The 18,956-nt window shown below is 69.5% G+C and carries 17 protein-coding genes; 12 read left to right on the forward strand and 5 right to left on the reverse strand.

Translation table 11 applies throughout. From position 1 onward, the window contains the following. The 5 genes from FAB82_RS12870 to FAB82_RS12890 all read left to right on the forward strand — a co-directional run. Positions 1-741, forward strand: a 741-nt coding sequence (locus FAB82_RS12870; protein WP_136534992.1) for a DegV family protein, incomplete at its 5' end; no start/stop codon positions are given. 135 nt (positions 742-876) lie between these two features. Then, positions 877-1,695 (forward strand): helix-hairpin-helix domain-containing protein, encoded by an 819-nt coding sequence (locus tag FAB82_RS12875; protein WP_136534941.1) that lies wholly within the window; start codon positions 877-879, stop codon positions 1,693-1,695. Beyond that, positions 1,692-4,043 (forward strand): ComEC/Rec2 family competence protein, encoded by a 2,352-nt coding sequence (locus FAB82_RS12880; protein ID WP_136534942.1) that lies wholly within the window; start codon positions 1,692-1,694, stop codon positions 4,041-4,043. The genes FAB82_RS12875 and FAB82_RS12880 overlap by 4 nt, the downstream gene beginning before the upstream one ends. Positions 4,044-4,525: 482 nt before the next feature. After that, a complete protein-coding gene (gene holA / locus FAB82_RS12885) occupies positions 4,526-5,506 on the forward strand; it encodes a DNA polymerase III subunit delta (protein WP_136534943.1) in 981 nt (326 codons plus the stop codon). Positions 5,507-5,629: 123 nt separating this feature from the next. Continuing rightward, positions 5,630-5,851: a hypothetical protein gene (locus tag FAB82_RS12890; protein ID WP_136534944.1), complete on the forward strand. Its 222-nt coding sequence runs from the start codon at positions 5,630-5,632 to the stop codon at positions 5,849-5,851. Between the two features lie 97 nt (positions 5,852-5,948). On the opposite strand, the gene rpsT is transcribed toward FAB82_RS12890, so the two are convergent. Together rpsT and FAB82_RS12900 are read right to left on the reverse strand one after the other, a co-directional pair. After that, the gene (rpsT, locus tag FAB82_RS12895) at positions 5,949-6,221 is read right to left on the reverse strand and encodes a 30S ribosomal protein S20 (protein ID WP_136534945.1); all 273 of its coding nucleotides are present in this window, start codon (positions 6,219-6,221) and stop codon (positions 5,949-5,951) included. Positions 6,222-6,364: 143 nt separating this feature from the next. Further along, positions 6,365-7,000 carry a TetR/AcrR family transcriptional regulator gene (locus FAB82_RS12900; RefSeq protein ID WP_136534946.1) on the reverse strand — a complete coding sequence of 212 codons (636 nt, stop codon included), beginning with the start codon at positions 6,998-7,000 and terminating at the stop codon, positions 6,365-6,367. A 91-nt stretch (positions 7,001-7,091) separates the two neighbouring features. Here FAB82_RS12900 and FAB82_RS27525 point away from each other — a divergent pair, with 91 nt between their 5' ends. Next, entirely contained in the window at positions 7,092-8,135 is a 1,044-nt protein-coding gene (locus FAB82_RS27525; protein ID WP_211116572.1) for a hypothetical protein, read from the forward strand. 182 nt (positions 8,136-8,317) lie between these two features. Next, on the forward strand, positions 8,318-10,150 hold the full coding sequence (lepA, locus tag FAB82_RS12910) for a translation elongation factor 4 (protein WP_136534947.1): 1,833 nt from the start codon (positions 8,318-8,320) through the stop codon (positions 10,148-10,150). Positions 10,151-10,235: 85 nt separating this feature from the next. On the opposite strand, the gene FAB82_RS12915 is transcribed toward lepA, so the two are convergent. From FAB82_RS12915 to FAB82_RS12925, 3 genes are all read right to left on the reverse strand, one after another. Then, positions 10,236-11,876 (reverse strand): alkaline phosphatase D family protein, encoded by a 1,641-nt coding sequence (locus FAB82_RS12915; protein WP_136534948.1) that lies wholly within the window; start codon positions 11,874-11,876, stop codon positions 10,236-10,238. 159 nt (positions 11,877-12,035) lie between these two features. Next, positions 12,036-12,878 (reverse strand): hypothetical protein, encoded by an 843-nt coding sequence (locus FAB82_RS12920; protein ID WP_136534949.1) that lies wholly within the window; start codon positions 12,876-12,878, stop codon positions 12,036-12,038. Positions 12,879-12,905: 27 nt separating this feature from the next. Next, complete coding sequence (locus FAB82_RS12925) at positions 12,906-13,673, reverse strand: enoyl-CoA hydratase-related protein (RefSeq protein ID WP_168801579.1); 768 nt, start codon at positions 13,671-13,673, stop codon at positions 12,906-12,908. Between the two features lie 18 nt (positions 13,674-13,691). Here FAB82_RS12925 and hemW point away from each other — a divergent pair, with 18 nt between their 5' ends. The 5 genes from hemW (at position 13,692) to FAB82_RS12950 (ending at position 18,943) form a co-directional block, all read left to right on the forward strand. After that, positions 13,692-14,900 (forward strand): radical SAM family heme chaperone HemW, encoded by a 1,209-nt coding sequence (gene hemW, locus FAB82_RS12930; protein WP_246039629.1) that lies wholly within the window; start codon positions 13,692-13,694, stop codon positions 14,898-14,900. Positions 14,901-14,944: 44 nt separating this feature from the next. Continuing rightward, positions 14,945-16,075: a CapA family protein gene (locus tag FAB82_RS12935; protein ID WP_136534952.1), complete on the forward strand. Its 1,131-nt coding sequence runs from the start codon at positions 14,945-14,947 to the stop codon at positions 16,073-16,075. 120 nt (positions 16,076-16,195) lie between these two features. Beyond that, positions 16,196-17,218, forward strand: coding sequence for a heat-inducible transcriptional repressor HrcA (gene hrcA, locus FAB82_RS12940; RefSeq protein WP_136534953.1), 1,023 nt, complete (start codon positions 16,196-16,198; stop codon positions 17,216-17,218). Between the two features lie 22 nt (positions 17,219-17,240). After that, on the forward strand, positions 17,241-18,380 hold the full coding sequence (gene dnaJ / locus FAB82_RS12945; RefSeq protein WP_136534993.1) for a molecular chaperone DnaJ: 1,140 nt from the start codon (positions 17,241-17,243) through the stop codon (positions 18,378-18,380). Positions 18,381-18,466: 86 nt separating this feature from the next. Beyond that, positions 18,467-18,943: a hypothetical protein gene (locus FAB82_RS12950; protein ID WP_136534954.1), complete on the forward strand. Its 477-nt coding sequence runs from the start codon at positions 18,467-18,469 to the stop codon at positions 18,941-18,943. The last annotated feature ends 13 nt before the right edge of the window (positions 18,944-18,956 follow it).

The following is an 18,956-nucleotide window of genomic DNA, read 5'->3' on the forward strand; positions in this document are numbered from 1 at the left end:
AAACCCAGTCGCGTGGGCGAGGTCGGTTCCGACGAGGTGGTGAAGGCGCTGCGTGACGGCGGTCAGGTGACTACGTCGCGGCTCGCGCCGGAACTGCTGCGCGAGACCTATAACCGGCTACTGGACGAGGGCGCGTCGGGAATCGTGTCGGTGCACCTGTCCGGGAAGCTCTCGGGGACGGTGGCCGCGGCTGAGGCCGCTGCCGCCGGATTCGGCGGGCGGGTCGCGGTGGTCGACTCGCTGGGGGCCGGCATGGGCATCGGGTACCCGGCGCTCGCGGCCCTGGACGCGGCCGCGAAGGGCGCCGATCAGCTGGCCTGCGCGGCCGCCGCGCAGGAGACCATCGCCCGGACGACCACCTACTTCTACCTCGACACCCTCGAACATCTGCGGCGCGGCGGCCGGATCAGCGCCGCCAAGGCGTTCGTCGGGACCGCGCTGTCGGTGAAACCGATTCTGGGCGTTGACGACGGGCGCATCGACATGATCGAGAAGGTGCGGACGCCGACCCGCGGGCTGCAGCGGCTGGCCGCCCTCGCGGTGTCCGACGCCGGGGAGGCCCCCGTCGAGATGACCGTGCACCACCTGGGGGCCGAGCGGCGCGCCGAGGCCCTCGCGGGCTGGCTGCGCGAGCGGTTCGGCGAGCGTTTGCGCCGCATGGATGTGGTCGAGGTCGGCGCCGCGATCGGTGCTCACTGCGGTCCCGGACTGGTCGGGGTCGTCACCAGGCGATTGGCCTGAGGCGCAGCGGCGCAGTGTGACAGCCCGGGGGAGTGATCGTCCACTCCGATCGTGGTTATCCACAGGGTTTTCCGAGTTATCCACAGGCCGAAAAATAGTCGGTCACGGCCGTACCCCCTGCTCGTTGAGCTGGGTATGGAACGCCGAAACCAAATCGAGCCCGCGGCCCTCGCCGCGAGGCTCCGCCTCAAACTCGACCAGGCCGATGCTCCGCCACCGCGGGACCCGGTGTGCCGGGAGACTGTCGACGCGAGCGACGGCGAGATCGCTGCCGAACCCGATGTCGAGCCCGAACGCACCTCTGTCGACGATTCCCCGGTGCGGAGCGGTGTGGCCGACCGCGCCGAAAAACTTCAGGCCCGTCTCGGTCTGTCCCATGTCAATCGGTGGGTGCTGGCGGGGGTGGCGATCGTTGTCGCCGCGGTCGGATTGTCGGTCACGGTGTTGTCGTGGCCGAAAACGGAACCGGCCGCCACCGTTCCCGCGGCACCGGTCGAGACGGCCGCGGCGCCGGAGATGATCGTGGTGTCGGTGGCCGGCGCCGTGAATGAGCCGGGCATCGTGGAATTGGAGTCCGGTGCGCGGGTCGCCGATGCGATCGAGGCCGCCGGGGGCCTGGCCGAAGGAGCGGATCCGGGGTTCCTCAACCTGGCGCGGGTGGTCGCCGACGGTGACCTGGTGGCGGTCACCGAGACCGAGGCGGCCCCCGGCGGCGAAGCGGCCACAGGGGAGGGCGAGACGGGTGGCGGTGCCTCGGCGGGGAATCTGGTCAATATCAATGTGGCCGATGCGACCGCCCTCGATGCCTTGAAGGGCATCGGCCCGGTGCTGGCGGAACGGATCGTCACCTACCGGGAGGACAACGGCAGCTTCCAATCAGTGGATGAGCTGACGGAGGTCAGCGGTATCGGGCCGGCCCTGCTGGAGCAGATCCGGGACCAGGTGACGCTGTGACGACCTTCGCGGAAGGCCACCGGGATGCGGCGGCCGTCGTTCGCCGGGACTGGCGACTTCCCTTGGCCGCCATCGGTGCCTGGGCCGCGGCCTTGGCCGGGCTCTACGGCACCGCCTTCACCGGAGTCTTCACCGCGTGCGGCCTCGCCGCAATGGCGCTGCTGGGCTTCAAATGGCTGGACCTCAAAAGGCTGGGCATCAAAAGGGACTGCGGTGCCGCCGCGGCATTCGCCACGGTCGCCTTCGGCGGCGCGCTCGCCGCCGCCGTCACCTCCGTCCACACCCACGTACGCGACGACGACGATCTCCAGCGCCTGGTACAGGCCGAAGCCGGCGGCAATGCCGAGCTCGTCGTAGACACCGTCCCCAAACCCTCCACCCGCAGCCCCGGCGTCTACACCGCCAGTGCCCACCTGCGGGGCTTCACCGAGGACGAGCGCGAGCTCCAGGGGAACTGGCGGGTCCTGCTGGTCGGCAGCGGGGAGGAATGGTCCGAAGTCATCGCAGGGCAGCGGATCGGCGTGGACGCGGTCCTGCGGGAGGCCGATCCGGGGCGCCTGACCGCGGCCGTGGTCAGCGCGCGGGGTCCGCCCGAGCCCGAGGGTCGGTCGGCGGCGCCGTACCTCCTGGCCGACCACGTCAGGGACCGGCTCACCGAGGCTGCGGCCGCAGCGCCCGAGCCGGAGTCGGGACTGATTCCGGCGCTGGCGGTCGGCGACGCGACCGGAATGGATGCCGGGCTCGCCGCGGACTTCCGCACCACCGGACTGGTGCACTTGGTGGTCGTGTCCGGATACCACCTGAGCCTGGTGGTCGGCGCGGCACTCGCGGTCGCCCTGCTCTTCCGGGCCGGGCCTCGGGCGCGGGTCGCGGTCGGCGCCATCGCCATTGCGGCGATCGTGCTCATCGCCGGGCCGCAGCCGAGCGTGCTGCGGGCGGCGGTCATGGCCGGCATGATGCTGCTGGCCTTGGCGGCCGGGCGGCCAGCGGCGGCGATGCCGGCGCTCGCCACCGCCGTGTTGGTGCTGGTCCTGGTCGATCCGGACATGGCCGCGCAGCCGGGGTTCGCGCTCTCGGTGGCGGCGTGTGCCGGGCTGCTGCTCCTGGCGTTCAGGTGGGCGAAGCCGCTGGAGCACCGGGGCTGGCCGCAACCGGTGGCGCTGGCGGTCACGATTCCGGCCGCGACCCAGGTGGCGGTGACGCCGCTGCTGGTGATGCTGGTCGGCGGGATCAGCCTGGTGTCGATCCCGGTGAACCTGCTGGCGGCGTTGGTGGCCGCGCCGGTGGTGGTGCTGTCGGTGCTCGCGGCGGTCATGGCGGCGGTGTGGCTGCCCGCGGGGGAGTGGTGGGCCCGATTGGCGGCGATCCCGGCGCGCTGGCTGGTGTGGCTGGCCCAGACCGGGGCGGACGTGCCGGGCGCGATGCTGCCGTGGCCCAAGGGGTTGTGGTGGGGCCTGCTCGCGGCGCTCTGCTTGGCGTTCGTGATCGGGCTGCTGCACGTCCGGCGGCTGCGCAGGCCGTTGCTGGCCTTGATCGCGGTGGCGGCGTTGGGGATGCTCCCGGCCTGCCTGATCAGGGGCGGTCCGCCGTCGGGCTGGGTAGTGACGATGTGCGATGTGGGGCAGGGAGATGCGCTGGTGCTGCCCGCCGGGGAGGCGGTGGTGGTGGTCGATGTCGGTCCCGATGCGGCGCTGGTGGACGCCTGCCTTGACGACCTGGGGGTCGATCGGATCGCGCTGCTGGTGTTGTCCCACTTCCATATCGACCACACGGCCGGGATCGGCGGGGTGGTGGAGGACCGGGAGGTGGATGCGATCTTGGCGCCGCCGCCGGGTGAGGCCGCGTACGGCTTCGAGCTGGTGAGCGAGGCCGCCGGAGAAATTCCGATGCTGGATGCGGTGCCCGGCCAGGAGTTCCGATTTGGGGCGACGCGATTGGAGGTGCTGGCGCCGCCCGAGTTGGCATTGAGCGGGACGCGCTCGGACCCGAACAACAACTCGGTGGCGCTTCGCGCGGAGGTGGCCGGTTCGAGCGTGCTGCTGACCGGTGACGTGGAGCTGGAGGGCCAAAGAGCGCTCCTCGGGGCGGGGCGGCTGGAAGCGGAAGTGCTCAAGCTCCCGCACCACGGTTCGGCATTCCAGGACGCCGAGTTCCTGGCGGCGGTGGACCCGACGGTGGCGCTGGTCGGAGTGGGACAGGACAACGACTACGGCCACCCCGACCCGGGGCCGTTGGCCCTGTTGAGGGATGCCGGGAGTTTGGTCTTCCGCACCGATGAATCGGGGCGGATAACCGTCGCCCGCAACGGCGACGAGTTTCAGGTGACGACCGAGAGAGGAGGCGGTTAGGAAATCGGAGGCGGTGGCGGTGGGTGGGCAAGGGGAAGGGGAAGGGGGGAGAAGCGCCTGGACGCACGCGGGAGTTTATGGGACGAGGTCGCCAACCTGGCGCTCGCGTTCAAGGACGCGCACCACGCGCGGGGGTACGTCCTCATCCGGGAGAGCGCGGCATTGAAGGGCACGGACGCGCGCGGCCGATGCCCGAAAGCAGGCAGTGAAAGCGGCGGTGGCGGACGGCGCCTCGAATGGCGCCGGTGGAGACATGGCAGCACCCCCAGCTCCTTGCCGGAGCTGTGGTGGACGAAGGGATGTGGGGCAGCATGAGACGAACTGGGACCTTCCGAGGGACGAACACCTGGCGATGCCGATCGAGTGAACGGCAAAGGCGGCGTTTCGGGCCGGAACGGGCTGCGGCGCTGGACGCGGGGGTCTTGCGGGCGACGTTCGCGTGGTCGAACCGGGGCGGGCCGCCGTGCGCGTGGGAGGATGGTGTGGTGGCTGCACTCCAATCGATTCGCCTGGTGCTGGGCGACGACGAATTCCTCGCCGAGCGGGCCGCCGCCGAATACATTGCGGCGGTTCGCGCCGAGTTCCCATCCTCCGACCCCCCGCCGGCGGTCAACCGCATCACCGGCGGTGAGCTCACCGCCGGTGCTATTGCCGAGCTGACCAGTCCGACGCTGTTCGGCGGCGCGGTCGTCGCCGTCATCGCCTCGGCCCACGACGCCGACAAGGACACCATCGCCGCGATCCTCGCCTACGCGAAGCAGCCGGCACCCGACATCTACCTCGCGGTGTGCCACAACGGCGGCAACAAGGGCAAGGCCCTCGCCGAAGGGCTCAAGAAGCTCGATGTCGACCTGGTTCGCGCCTCCAAGATCAAGCGCCAACCCGACCGGGTCGCGTTCGTGCGCGGCGAGCTGCGCGCCGCGGGGGCCTCGCCCCGTTCGGCCTCAGCCGAGATCGCCGACACCATCATTCAGGCCGTCGGCTCTGACCTGCGCGAGCTCGCCTCGGCGAGCGCCCAGCTCGTATCCGACACCGAGGGCAATATCACAGTGGACACCGTGGCGCAGTACTACTCGGGCCGCGCCGAGGTCACCGGCTTCAGCGTCGCCGATGCCGCCGTGGCCGGGAACGCTGGCGAGGCCCTGGGGGCGCTGCGATGGGCCATGCAGGTCGGCGTGGACCCCGTTCCGATCGCCGACGCGCTCGCCATGGCGGTGCGCAACCTCTCACGGGTGGCCGCAGAGCGGGGCGGGGCGAACCAGTTGGCCGGCCAGCTCGGCATGGCGCCGTGGCAGATCGACAAGGCCCGCCGCCAGGCCCGCACCTGGACCGCGGACGGGCTGGCCGAGGCGATGCGGGTGTGCGCCAAGCTCAACGGCGACGTCAAGGGCGGCGCCGACGACCGGGCCTGGGCCCTGGAACACGCGATCCTGAAGATCACACGATTGAGCGGTGGCCGATGACCCGGCGGTTCTCGGCCCGGTTCGGGACCACGGAGGAGATGGACGGCGCGGGACTGCCCGAGGGCCGGTTCGACCTTATGCGCGGGGAGACGGGTGGAGGTGTCTGAGTATCGTCACGGCCGTGTGAGCCGTCCCAAACGTCCTTGGTACTCACGGGCGCTGCGCCTGCGGAACCTGTACTTGTCCCATGCCTGGTGCGTGGTGTTCTTCGAGGGCTCGATCGCGCTCGGACTGCTCATGGCGCTCACCGAGCTGGTGTCGTGGTGGGTCGTGCCGGTGCTGCCGCTGGCGGTGGCCGCGATGGTGAAGCTCAACGACTTCATCGCCGGCACCGTCGACCGCTGACAGCCCGCCCTCCGACAAGGCTTACGAAGGCAAGCCGAAGACCCCGACGGGAGGGCCCGTCAGGGTCTCTAAAGCTTGTGTGCTGGGCGGGCCCGCTTTACGCGGCGCTGGCCAGCTTGTTGTAGGACGCGGCCAGCTTGGACTTGCGCTGGGCGGCCTGGTTCTTGTGAATGACACCCTTGGTGGCGGCCTTGTCCAGCTCACGGCTGGCGGCGCGCAGGTGGGATTCGGCGGCGGTGACGTCACCGGTGGCCGCAGCCTCACGGTACTTCCGGACGGCGGTCTTCAGCGACGACTTCACGGCCTTGTTACGCATCCGGCGCTTCTCGTTCGTCAGAATGCGCTTTTCCTTGGACTTAATGTTCGCCACGCGTGAAGCCTCAGTCTCGTGATTACTTGGTTCCTTACAGAATCGCGTCGGGCAAATGACAGCACCGCGCGACGATCAACGTTAGCAGAAGCCGAGCGACGTACACGGCTCGGGAGTCTGACCGCGAGCCAGATTACACCAGGTCACTTGCCTTCCCGCCCGGGGCGAGCCCCGCTGTCGCGCACCTGACCCGCCCGGCCCGCCAGCGCGGGCATGAACACGTCGTCGACGATCTCGGTGATCGCCCCCTCGGGGAGATCGCCGGTGAGGAGGAACTGGCTGCGCGCCAAGTCGATCGGCAGCATTTGCAGCCGGTCGTTCAACTGCTCGGGGGTGGCTTCGCCGCGTTCGAGGGCGCGCGCGATCACCACATTGGTCATGAGGTTCCGGATATTTCGTTGGAGCTGCTCCAGGAAATGGGACTCCTCGGCCTCGGGCTGTTGGCTCACGTGGATGAGCAGGCCGAGCATCGGCGACCGGCCGAGCGTGAGCATCCGGGTGCGCATGAGGGAGAGCAAGGCCACGGTGTCGTCCCGGATCGAACCGGTGTCGGGGATCGATTCGCGGTCCGGCATGAAGTGCACCGCGGCGGCGGCCAGGAGCTCGATCCGTCCCGGCCAGCGCCGGTAGAGGACCGGTTTGCTGGTGCCGGCCCGTTTGGCGACGCCGTCCATCGTGAGCTTCGTGAAGCCCACTTCCTGGAGTTCGTCCCAGACGGCCTGGTAGATCGCCTCTTCGAGTTCCTTGCCCCGGCGTCTGGCCGCGGGTTCGCGCCCCATCGAGCCCCCTCTAGATACGAGCAGTTTCTTATGCTATACCTAGATCATAGCTTAGATACGAGCCGTATCTTACGGACGAATGGAAGCGAACATGGAAACCGCACCCACCACACCCACACCCGCCCGCACCCCCGTCGGCAAGGTCCTCGGCATCAGCCTCGGCCTGGCCGTCCTCGTCGGCGTCATCACCCTCGCCTTCGCCTGGCCCTCGACCGACATGGGCCCGGGCGAGGTCCCGATCGCCGTCGTCGGCCCGCCCGAGGCCGCGGACCAGGTCGCCGGGCAGCTCGACGAGGCCCAGCCCGACGGCTTCGACGTCATCTCGGCGGCCGACGCCGACGCGGCCATCGAGATGATCGAGCAACGCGAGGTCTACGCCGCGCTGGCGATCGGCCCCGACGGTGTGAACCTCTACACCGCCTCGGCGGCCTCCCCGGGCATCGCCCGCCTGGTCGGCGGGATCGCCGACCAGATCGCGGCCGGCATGGGCGAGCAGGCCGGGCAGCCCGGCAGCGTCACGGTCACCACCGAGGACGTCGCCCCGCTGCCCGCGAACGACCCCAACGGAGCCGGACTGGGCGCCTCGGCGTTCCCGATGGCCGTCGGCGGGATCATCATCGCCGCGCTCCTGGGCATGAACGTGCGCGGTTCGGGTCGCCAGATCGTCGGTGCGGTCCTCGCGCCGCTGGCCGTCGGCGCGACCGTTGCGGCGCTGCTGCTCTACGTCCTCGAGGCCATCGAGGGCGACTACCTGGTCGTCGCCGGGGCGGTGTCGCTCACCCTGCTGGCGGCGGCCTGGGCGGTGCTCGGGTTGCAGAAGGTCTTCGGCCGCATCGGTTTGATCCTCGGCGCGGCCACGATCATGCTGGTCGGCAATCCGCTGTCGGGCATGGTTACCGGGCCGGAGATGCTGCCCGCCCCGTGGGGCGAGTTCGGGCAGTTCCTGACACCGGGAGCAGGGGCCACCCTGTTGAAGTCCGTGGCGTTCTTCGACAACTACGGCGCCACCACCGCCGTGGTCGTGCTCGCCTCCTGGCTGGCCGGCGGGATCGTCCTGTTCACCATCGGCGCCGTCCGCGCCAAGGTGAAGGCCGTCGGAGCCGATGCCTCGGAACCGGTCGGGGTCGCCGTTTAGATATACGCGAGTCAGGGTCGCCTCCGCGGCGTCGCACCGAATACCAGATCCTATAGGATATATCCTATAGGATCTGGAACGGCGGCGTGGTGGGGGCGGCCTTTTGCCACGGGTGAGCGGGGATACGTCGACCGGTAAGGCAGAATTGGAGCGCCCACCCCACACGAGCAAGGAAGGCCAACGTGACGAACGCGCCAGGTTCGACCGCTCCGGAGTCGATCCGGAACTTCTGCATCATCGCGCACATCGACCACGGTAAATCCACCCTGGCCGACCGCATGCTGCAGATCACCGAGGTCGTCGACGCACGCAAGATGCGCGCGCAGTACCTCGACCGGATGGACATCGAGCGCGAGCGCGGCATCACCGTCAAGTCCCAGGCCGTCCGGATGCCGTGGAAGGCGCGCTCGGGCGAGGCCGAAGGCGGCGGCTTCACGCTCAATATGATCGACACGCCCGGCCACGTCGACTTCACCTACGAGGTCTCCCGCTCGCTCGCCGCCTGCGAAGGCGCGGTCCTGCTGGTCGACGCCGCGCAGGGCATCGAGGCGCAGACCCTCGCCAACCTGTATCTGGCGATGGGCAACGACATGACGATCATCCCCGTCCTCAACAAGATCGACCTGCCCTCGGCCGACCCCGACCGGTACGCCGCCGAGCTGGCCAACCTCATCGGCTGCGAACCCGAGGACGTCTTCCGCGTCTCGGGCAAGACCGGCGAGGGCGTCGCCGAGCTGCTCGACGCGATCGTCGAGCAGATCCCGCCCCCGGTCGGCAATGCCGACGCTCCCGCCCGCGCCATGATCTTCGACTCCGTCTACGACGTCTACCGCGGCGTCGTCACCTACATCCGCGTCATCGACGGCAAGCTCAGCGCCCGCGACCGCATCCAGATGATGTCGACCCGCGCCGACCACGAGCTGCTGGAGATCGGCGTCATCAGCCCCGAGCCGGTGCCGTCCAAGGCCCTCGGCGTCGGCGAGGTCGGCTACCTCATCACCGGCGTCAAGGACGTGCGCCAGTCCAAGGTCGGTGACACCGTCACCAACCTGCGCAAACCCGCCGCCGAGGCGCTGCCCGGCTACACCGAGGCCAAGCCGATGGTGTTCTCCGGGCTCTACCCGATCGACGGCTCCGACTACGGCAACCTCCGCGAAGCGCTCGACAAGCTCCAGCTCAACGACGCCGCCCTCCAGTTCGAGCCCGAGACCTCCGCCGCGCTCGGCTTCGGCTTCCGCGTCGGTTTCCTCGGCCTGCTCCACCTGGAGATCATCCGCGAGCGCCTGGAACGCGAGTTCGACCTCGACCTGATCTCGACCGCCCCCAACGTGGTCTACCAGGTCACGATGGAGGACGGCGAGATCATCGAGGTCACCAACCCCTCGGAGTTCCCCGAGGGCAAGACCCGGTCCATCACCGAGCCGGTCGTCAAGGCCACCATCCTGACCCCGAAGGAATACATCGGAACGGTCATGGAGCTGTGCCAGCAGCGGCGCGGCGTTCAAGAGGGCATGGACTACCTCTCGACCGATCGGGTCGAGATCCGATACACCCTGCCATTGGCCGAGATCGTCTTCGACTTCTTCGACCAGCTCAAGTCCCGCTCCAAGGGCTACGCCTCGCTCGACTACGAGATCGAGGGCGGCCAGGAGGCCGACCTGGTCAAGGTCGACATCCTCCTCCAGGGCGAGCGGGTCGACGCCTTCGCCGCGGTCGTCCACCGGGACCAGGCCTACGGCTACGGCGTCAAGCTCGCCGAACGGCTCAAGAAGCTCATTCCGCGCCAGCAGTTCGAGGTGCCCATCCAGGCCGCCATCGGATCGCGCATCATCGCCCGCGAGAACATCCGCGCCATGCGAAAGGACGTCCTCGCCAAGTGCTACGGCGGCGACATCTCGCGAAAGCGCAAGCTCCTCGAGAAGCAGAAGGAGGGCAAGAAGCGCATGAAGAACATCGGCCGCGTCGAAGTCCCGCAGGACGCCTTCATCAAGGCCCTCCGGACCGACGAGGACTAGACAGGTCCGATCGAACCGGCCCCGACGCTCCCGCGTCGGGGCCGGCCCTTTTCCCATGTGGGACTGGGATCAGCAAAGACTGCGGCTACAGCAGGTCGTCGGCGGTCTCGGGGTTGTACGTCTCGTCCGACTGGATCGAGCTTTCGTCCACCGGGCGGTCGTACGTCTCGTGCAGGGTGCGGTCCCCGCTGGCCACGGAGTAGGAGCGGCGGATGTGCACCGCCGAGTCCACCGAGGTCACTCGCGGGACGACCTGGAAGTCCACGTCCAGCTGGTCGGGCGTGATCAGGGTGGTCACGAACCCGCGCTGGGAGTTGCGGAACTTGATGTGCGGGTTGACCTTGAGGTCGTTGTGGTCCGAGGGCACCTCGTCGGTGCCGTTGCCGCCCGACGTGATCGACGAGCACACCAGCTCCACGCCGACGCCCGCCGAGTCCGGGTCGTCCCAATCGGACTTGATCTCGCTCGCCCAGTGCCGGTGCACGTCGCCGGTCAGCACCACCGGGTTGAGCGCGCCCGAATCGATCATGCCCTGCGTGATCCGCTCCTGCGACCCCTGGTAGCCGTCCCAGGCGTCCATGCTCACCCGCTCCGAGTCGCCGGCGATGCTGTCGCGCCGGGAGAAGAACACCTGCTGGCCGATCACGTCCCACCGCTGCTCGGACTCGTGCAGCCCGTCCAGCAGCCAGTCCTCCTGCTCCTGGCCGGTGATGGTGCGCTCCGGGTCGGAGGCCTCGGCGCAGTCGGTCTGCGCGCCGTCGCCGCAGGCCTGGTCGTCGCGGTACTGACGCGTGTCGAGCATGTGGAAGTTCGCCAGCTGTCCCCACTGGATGCGCCGGTACGCCAGCATGTCGATGCCCGACGGCAGCGAGGAGCGGCGCAGCGGCATGTTCTCCCAGTACGCCCGGAACGCGGCCTCGCGGCGGGCCAGGAAGTCCGGCTGGGGGATCTCGGGGTGCTCGTAGACCTCGTCGGCCCAGTTGTTGTCCACCTCGTGGTCGTCGAAGACCACCAGCCACGGCGCCACCGCGTGCGCCGCCTGCAGGTCCTCATCGGCCTTGTACTGCGCGTGGCGCTGGCGGTAGCCGGCCAGGGTGGTCGTCTCGGGTCCCTCGTGGTCGCGGACATTGCCGTCGGGGGAGACGTACGTGTTCTTCGTGTACTCGTACTGGTAGTCGCCCAGGTGGAGCACCAGGTCGGGCTTGGTCTCGGCCAGGCGCCGGTAGGCGTTGAAGAAGCCGTGCTCGTACTGCGCGCACGAGGCGAACGCCATCGTCAGCGACTCGGGCATGTCTCCCGCCGCCGGGGCGGTGCGGGTCGTCCCGGTCGCGGAGACCCACCGGCCGGTCTTGAACCGGTAGTAGTACTTGGTGTCCGGCTCCAGATCGTCGAGTTCGATGTGGACGCTGTGGCCCCACTCGGGGCTGGCCTCCTCCGTGCCGGAGGCGACACGGCGGTTGAAGCGCTTGCTGGTGGAGACCTCCCACTTCACGTCCAAGGACGCGTCGGGCATGCCGCCCATGCCGTCCTCGGCGAGCGGGTCGACGGCCAGGCGCGTCCACAGCACCACCCCGTCGGGGGTCGGGTCGCCCGAGGCGACGCCCAAAGTGAACGGATCGGAGGTGACGGTGGCGTGGCGGCGGGTTTCGGCCCAACCGGCGGAGGGAACGGCGATGGCGGCGCCGGCCGCGGAGGAAGTGAGCAGGGTGCGGCGGGAAAGACGCATGTGGAGACCTCGCTTGCGGGGGAAGGCGGGTTGACGCTTCCAGCCCAACAAGCGCGAATGAGGCCACCACGAAACGCGAATAGCGCTTCGATGAACCGCCGCAGAACATGGCGCACCGGTGAACGGGCCCGTTCACCGGCACGAAAGGTGACAGTTCAGCTACTCCGGGGCAATCAGGGTAATGAACACAGTGGAATCGCTGGTGGCGGACTCCGTGACCTCCGCGGCCTCCGAATCCGGCGCGGCCCAGCCCTCCTCGCCCGGCTCCCACCGCATGCCACCGAATTCGACCGACGCGATCCCGAACTCATAGGACTTCGCCACCGCCCACGCCGCCCGGTTCCAACCCGAATCGCCATCCGTCTCGATCGCGATCGTGAGGTCCTCCACTGTGGCATCAGTACCCCACTGGTGCGCGTGCGCCTCGGCCAGCGCCTGCGCGTCGACCGAGTCCTCCCCGTTCGAGGCGATGCACGTCATTCCGGCCTCGGCGCCGCCGGCGAAGACGGCCGCTATGGCGAGCGCGTCGGACTCCCACTGGGCGTAGGCGTCGGGATAGGCGCTCACCTGGACCGCCTGCGCGGCATCGCCGATCTCCATCTCCTGCCAGCCGTCGATGCGGCGCAGCTTCTCGTAGAACTTGAACGACGCGTAGACGGGGTCGAGGATCTCCTCCTCGGTGCCCCAACCCGACGAGGGCCGCTGCTGGAACAGACCGAGCGAATCGTGGTCGCCGTAGTCGACATTGACCAGCTCGGACTCCTGCATCGCGGTGGCGACGGCGACCGCGACGGCCCGCTCGTCCATCCCGTCGCGCTGGCCCACCGCGGCAATGGTGGCCGCGTGGTAGGTCTGCTCGGCAGTCAGGTGGACCTGCTCGGCGCCCTCGCCGATGAAGCAGCCGGTCGGGGCCGGGGTGAACAGGTCGTCGATCGGATCGTCGGCGCAGGCCGCGACTCCGGCGAGGAGCGCGAGCGACAGCAGGACTGGAACAGTGCGCAAGGTGCCTCCGAATAGAACGGTGGCGACCTAATCTACCCAGGGTGGCGACGACTTCTCAATGAACGAACGGACACCTTCGCGGCCCTCTTCGGAGAAGAAGTACTCGGCCGTTACGGCTGCGGCCGAACGGAGTTCGTCCCGCAGCCCGGGGGTGGCGGTGAGAGCCTTGACACCGGCGAGCGCCTTCGGCCCGCCCGCCAGGAGCTTCTCGACGGTGTCGGCCTGGTGGCGCTCGACCGAGTCCGGCGCCGTCGCCTTCGTGACCAGGCCCCAGCCGACGCCGTCGACCGCCGAGAACGACTCGCCCGTCATGAACAGCCGCCGCATCAAGCCCCGTGTCAGCTTGCGCGCCACCACGGGACCGATCACGGCCGGGACCACGCCGAGGCGGACCTCGCTGAAGGCGAACTCGGCCCGGTAGTCGCTCACGACCAGGTCGGCGGCGGCCAGGAGGCCCACGCCGCCGCCCCGCGCCCCGCCCCTGGCGACCGCGACGACGGGTTTGGGGGACTCGCAGATGTCGGCCAGGAGCTCGGCCAGATGCGCGGCGGGCAGCTCCTCCAACCGGGTGGCGCGGGCCGATTCGGCCAGGTCGGCGCCGGCGCAGAACCAGGGCCCGGCATGGTCGATCACGACCACCCGTTTCCGCTCGTCGGACCGCGCCCGCGCCAGTGCCTCGCGGATCTGGGCGATCATCGAGGTGGAGAGGGCATTGCGCCGCTGGGGCGCGTCGAGGGTTATCAGGGCCACCTTGTGGGCGTCCTGGTATCGGATGAGAGCGTCGTTGCTGTCCACGCCAGTACCGTAGTGGGCGTGTCCTCCGAAGTCATTACCGCCGCCGCGAATTCCCCCGAGACCGCCCGGGACGGGTTCGGTCTCTACGTGCACATCCCGTTCTGCGTCTCGCGCTGCGGCTACTGCGACTTCAACACCTACACGGCCTCTGAACTGGGCGCCGGGGTCTCGCGGGAGACGTACGCGAGCATCGTGCGGGCCGAGATCCGGGCGGCGGCGGCGCGGTTCACGCAGCGCAGCGGAGTGAACGATGAGCACCGTGACTCGCCTCCGCGCGTCGACACCGTCTTCTTCGGCGGCGGCACCCCGACGCTCCTGCCGGCCGGGGACCTGGCCGCGATCCTGGCCGAGATCGACGCCGCCTTCGGGCTCGCGCGCGGCGCCGAAGTCACCACCGAGGCCAACCCCGAATCCGTCGACGCCGACTACCTCGCCGAGCTGTTCGACGGCGGCTTCACGCGACTGTCCGTCGGCATGCAGTCGACCTCATCGCACGTGCTCAAGATCCTCGACCGCGAACACTCCCCGGCCAAAGCCCTGGCCGCCGTCGAATACGCGCACAAGGCCGGATTCGAGCACGTCAGCCTCGACCTCATCTACGGCACGCCCGGGGAGACCGAGGCCGACTTCGCCGCGAGCCTCGCCGCCGCCATCGACTCCGGCGTCGACCACGTCTCGGCCTACGCCCTCATAGTCGAGGACGGCACCCAGCTGGCCCGCCGCATTCGCGCCGGCACTGTCCCGCAGCCCTCCGACGACGTCGCCGCCGACCGCTACCTCGCGGCCGAGGCGGCCCTGAGCGCGGCCGGGTTCTCCTGGTATGAGGTCTCCAACTGGGCCCGCAGTGACGAAGCCCGCTGCCGCCACAACCTCCTGTACTGGGAGGGCGGGCACTGGTGGGGCGCGGGCCCGGGCGCCCACTCCCACCTGCCCGGCGTCCGCTGGTGGAACCACAAGCACCCCTCGACGTACGCGACCGCGCTGGCGCAGGATATTCCGCTCGCCGGGTACGAAACCCTGACGGAAGACGACCGGTATCTCGAACAGGTGATGCTGCGCACGCGACTGTCCGGCGGTCTGCCGGTAACGTTGCTGCGTACGAATGGCGAGGCCGCCGCCCAGCGGGCCGCCGACGACGGCCTGGCCGTCATCGAGGCGGGCCGCCTCCAGCTCACGCTGCGGGGACGGCTCCTGGCCGATGCGGTCGTGAGGGACCTCACGGCCTGATCAATACATCCGACACCCCTGCGTTATCCCCGGAGCTCACACCCATGCGAAGCCCACTCCCCAGTACCCCTTCCCTGCGCCGCCGCGGCCTCCTCGCCGCCTCGCTGGGAAGCGTCGCCGCCGTAGCCGCCTGCTCCGAGGAGGAGCCCACCGACACCGGTGGCGGCGGTGGCGAGGAGGTGCAGACGGTCGAGGAGTCCCCCTCCCCTTCGGAGCCGCGCACCATCACCATCACCCACGTCGGCGACACCATGCCGGGCTCCCACCCCAACCAGCTCCCCGACGACGAGGGCGCGAGCTTCTTCGACGGCGTGAAGGACGAGTTCACCGGAGACGTCGTCATCGCCAACCTGGAGGGCGCCCTGTCGACCCTCGAATACGACAAGTGCGGCGGCTGCGACGCCTACTACTTCCGGCTGCCGGGCGAGTACGCCCACATATTCGCCGACGCGGGCTTCCACGCGCTCAACCAGGCCAACAACCACGGCTGGGACGCCGGCCCCGACGGCGCCGCCGAGACCCAGACCGCGATCCGCGACGCCGGCATGGAGGTCGCCGGCGTCAAAGGCGAGGTCGCCTACGTCGAGGTCGAGAACGGCCTCACCGTCGGCATCGTCGGTTTCGCGCCCTACGACTTCTACACCGACGTGCGCGACCTCGAAGCGGTCGCCGCGCTGGTGGCGGAGGCGAAGTCCCAGGCCGACCTGGTCGTCGCCACCGCCCACCTGGGTGCCGAAGGCTCCGACCAGCAGCACACCCCCGAGGGCTCCGAGATCTACTTCGGTGAGGACCGCGGCGACACCCGGGCGTTCACGCACGCCTGCGTCGACGCCGGCGCCGACCTCGTCGTCGGCCACGGACCGCACGTCCTGCGCGGCATGGAGGTCTACAACGGCAAGCTCATCGCCTACTCGCTGGGCAACTTCGGAGGCGGCCAGAACCTGTTCAGCATCGACGGGCCCCTCGGCATCTCCGGGATCCTCAAGGTGACCCTGGACGAGGAGGGCGCCATCCAGAGCGGCCAGATCGTGCCCAGCAAGATGGACTCGGACGGCAACCCGCAACTGGACTCCGAGGGCACCGCGATCGCCTCGCTCAACGACCTGGCCGGGGATTTCGGGGACGCGGGAGTGACTGTCGACGACGACGGCGCACTCGTCATACCGAGTGCTTGACGCCACTCGCGGCGCGCCCCGGCCGCCCCTGGACTGGCACTCCTAGCCGGGGAGTGCCAAACTGGAGTCCGGCACGGTGAGCACCAACTGCATCGGTACTGAGCGAAGGGACGTGGCGCGATGGACGATCGCAAGCTTGAAGTGCTGCGTGCCATCGTCGAGGACTACGTCGCCACGCAGGAACCGGTCGGGTCCAAGGCCGTCGCGCAGCGCCACGCCCTCGGGGTGTCGGCCGCGACCGTCCGCAACGACATGGCCTACCTCGAAGAGGCCGGCTACATTCACCAGCCGCACACCTCGGCCGGGCGCATCCCGACCGTCAAGGGCTACCGGCTGTTCGTGGACCGGCTCGGCAAGATCAAGCCGCTCTCGGTCGCCGAGCGGCGCGCCGTGCACCGCTTCCTCGCCGAGGCCATCGACCTCGACGACGTCGTCACCCGCACGACCAGGCTGCTCGCCCAGTTGACCCACCAGGTCGCCGTCGTCCAGTACCCGAGCCTGAACCGCTCCGCGGTGCGCCATCTCGAACTCGTCTCGCTCTCCCCGCAGCGGCTCATGCTCGTCATGATCACCGACACCGGCCGGGTCGAGCAGCGCCAGTTCGAGGCGCCCGCCGAACTCGGCGAGGGCGACGTGCTCGAACTGCGCCGCCTCATCAACGAGCAGCTCCAGGGCAAGCCGCTCACCGACGCCCCCAAGGCCATCGGCAGCCTGACCGAACTGGCCCGGCCCGAACTCAAGACCACCACCTCGGCGCTCGCGCGGGTCCTGCTGGACACCGTCGTCTCCCGCACCGAGGAGCGCGTCGCCGTCGCCGGAGCCGCGAACCTGACCCGCAACGGCGGGTACTTCGCCGGCTCGCTTCGGCCCATCCTCGAAGCCCTGGAGGAGGAGGTCGTGCTCATGCAGCTGCTCGGCCGCACCGACGCCGGCTCCGGCGCCCTCCTCACCGTCCGCATCGGCGACGAGAACGAGATCGCCGACTTCCGCGAGACTGCCGTCGTCGCCGCCGGGTACGGTCCCGGCGCCGTCGTCGGGCACATGGGTGTGCTCGGGCCCACCCGCATGGACTATCCGGGCACGATCGCGGCTGTCCGCGCCGTCGCCCGGTACGTGTCCGAGATTTTGGAACAGAACCGCTGACAAAGGGACAATGAGAGCGCACGTGGCAAAGGACTACTACGGCATCCTGGGTGTGGAGAAGAACGCCACCGAGGACGAGCTCAAGAAGGCGTACCGCAAGCTGGCGCGCAAATACCACCCCGACGTCAGCGACGAGCCCGACGCCGAGGCGCGGCTCCAGGAGATCAACGCCGCCTTCGAGGTCCTCATGGACCCCCAGAAGCGCGCGATCGTCGACGCCGGCGGCGACCCGTTCGACCGCATGGCCGGCGGCGGCGGGGCGCCCGGGCAGCCGTTCATGGGCTTCGAAGACATCATGGACGCCTTCTTCGGTGGATCCATGGGCGGATTCGGCAGGCGCGGGCCCCGCTCGCGCACCCGCGCCGGCAACGACGCGCTGCTGCGCCTCGACCTCGACCTCGAAGAAGTCGCCTTCGGCACCGAGTCGACCCTCGCCGTCGACACCGCCGTCCTCTGCGACGAATGCGAAGGCTCCTGCACCGAGGGCGACGCCGACCCCCAGACCTGCACCACCTGCGGCGGCTCCGGAGAGGTCCACGTCGTGCAGCGCACGATCCTCGGCCAGGTCCGCACCGCCCGCCCCTGCTCGGCCTGCTCCGGCTACGGCAGCATCATCACCGACCCGTGCCGCAAGTGCGGCGGCGAAGGCCGCGTCCGCTCGCGTCGGCGCATCACCGTCAAGGTCCCCGCGGGCGTCGAGGACGGCATGCGCATCCGCCTCTCCGGCGAAGGCGAAGTCGGCCCCGGCGGCGGCCCCGCCGGCGACCTCTACGTCGAAGTCCACGAGAAGCCCCACGAGATCTTCACCCGCGAAGGCGCCGACCTGCACTGCCGCGTCCGCGTCCCCATGACCCAGGCCGCCCTCGGCACCAAACTCAACGTCCACACCCTGGACGAGCAGGTCGAGGTCGACGTCGCGGCCGGCACCCAGCCCGGCACCGTCAAGAAGGTCCGCGGCCAAGGCGTCCCGAAGCTCCGCGGCGGCGGCATCCGCGGCGACCTCTACGTCGAACTCGACGTGCGAACGCCCACCAAGGTCGACGCCGAACAGGAAGAACTGCTCAAGAAGCTCGCCATCCTCCGCGACGAAGAGATCCGGGAGATCAAAACCGGTTCCGGTTTTTTTTCAAGAATGAGAGATGCGTTTAACGGCCACGCCTGAACGGCGACGATCGCCGCAAAGCGGCGATCGTCGCCGCTCGCGCGTATTCCGCCCGAACGCGAACGCTGCTACACTCCGGTGCGGTGATGAACAACCTCATCGAATCCCTCACCGGAACCCTCTGCCTGATCGCCGTAGTCGGCGTGATCGCCATCTTTGTCGTCCACTTGTACCGGTCGACATCTGGGACCCGCGAGGCACGGCGGGACGTGCCGCCCCCACCGGACGGCCCGCAGGTCACCGAGCGCTGGTGGGCCGACTTCCCGCACCAGGACGACCCCTCGCAGTTGAAGGAAAGGCCCTGCCTGATCATCGGCTACTCCGGCACCGGCTACTGGGTGCTCAAGTGCACGACCCAGGCGCCCCGGGAGGCCCACTGGCGCGTCCCGGTCGACGCCTCCTGGTGGAGCCCGCCGTCCGACAAGGACGGCTACATCGACCTCGCCCCGTTCCACCTCCCGCAGGGCTTCCTCAAGCGGAAGCAGGGCGTCCTCGGCGGCGAGATGTACCGCCACGCCACCGCGCGCATCCGCTGGGACCGCGCGCACGACTTCCTCCGTTAGGCTTGCCCCGGTC

Origin of the sequence: Glycomyces buryatensis, from assembly GCF_004912275.1 — a bacterium.
Taxonomy (GTDB): Bacteria; Actinomycetota; Actinomycetes; order Mycobacteriales; family Micromonosporaceae; genus Glycomyces; species Glycomyces buryatensis.

What these genes read in the sequence shown, in the direction of transcription:
- FAB82_RS12935 (WP_136534952.1), top strand. Translation starts at nt 14,945, where the DNA reads ATGCGAAGCCCACTCCCCAGTACCCCTTCCCTGCGCCGCCGCGGCCTC.
- FAB82_RS12950 (WP_136534954.1), top strand. Translation starts at nt 18,467, where the DNA reads ATGAACAACCTCATCGAATCCCTCACCGGAACCCTCTGCCTGATCGCC.
- FAB82_RS12900 (WP_136534946.1), bottom strand. Translation starts at nt 7,000, where the DNA reads ATGGGGCGCGAACCCGCGGCCAGACGCCGGGGCAAGGAACTCGAAGAG.
- FAB82_RS27525 (WP_211116572.1), top strand. Translation starts at nt 7,092, where the DNA reads ATGGAAACCGCACCCACCACACCCACACCCGCCCGCACCCCCGTCGGC.
- FAB82_RS12875 (WP_136534941.1), top strand. Translation starts at nt 877, where the DNA reads ATGGAACGCCGAAACCAAATCGAGCCCGCGGCCCTCGCCGCGAGGCTC.
- hrcA (WP_136534953.1), top strand. Translation starts at nt 16,196, where the DNA reads ATGGACGATCGCAAGCTTGAAGTGCTGCGTGCCATCGTCGAGGACTAC.
- FAB82_RS12915 (WP_136534948.1), bottom strand. Translation starts at nt 11,876, where the DNA reads ATGCGTCTTTCCCGCCGCACCCTGCTCACTTCCTCCGCGGCCGGCGCC.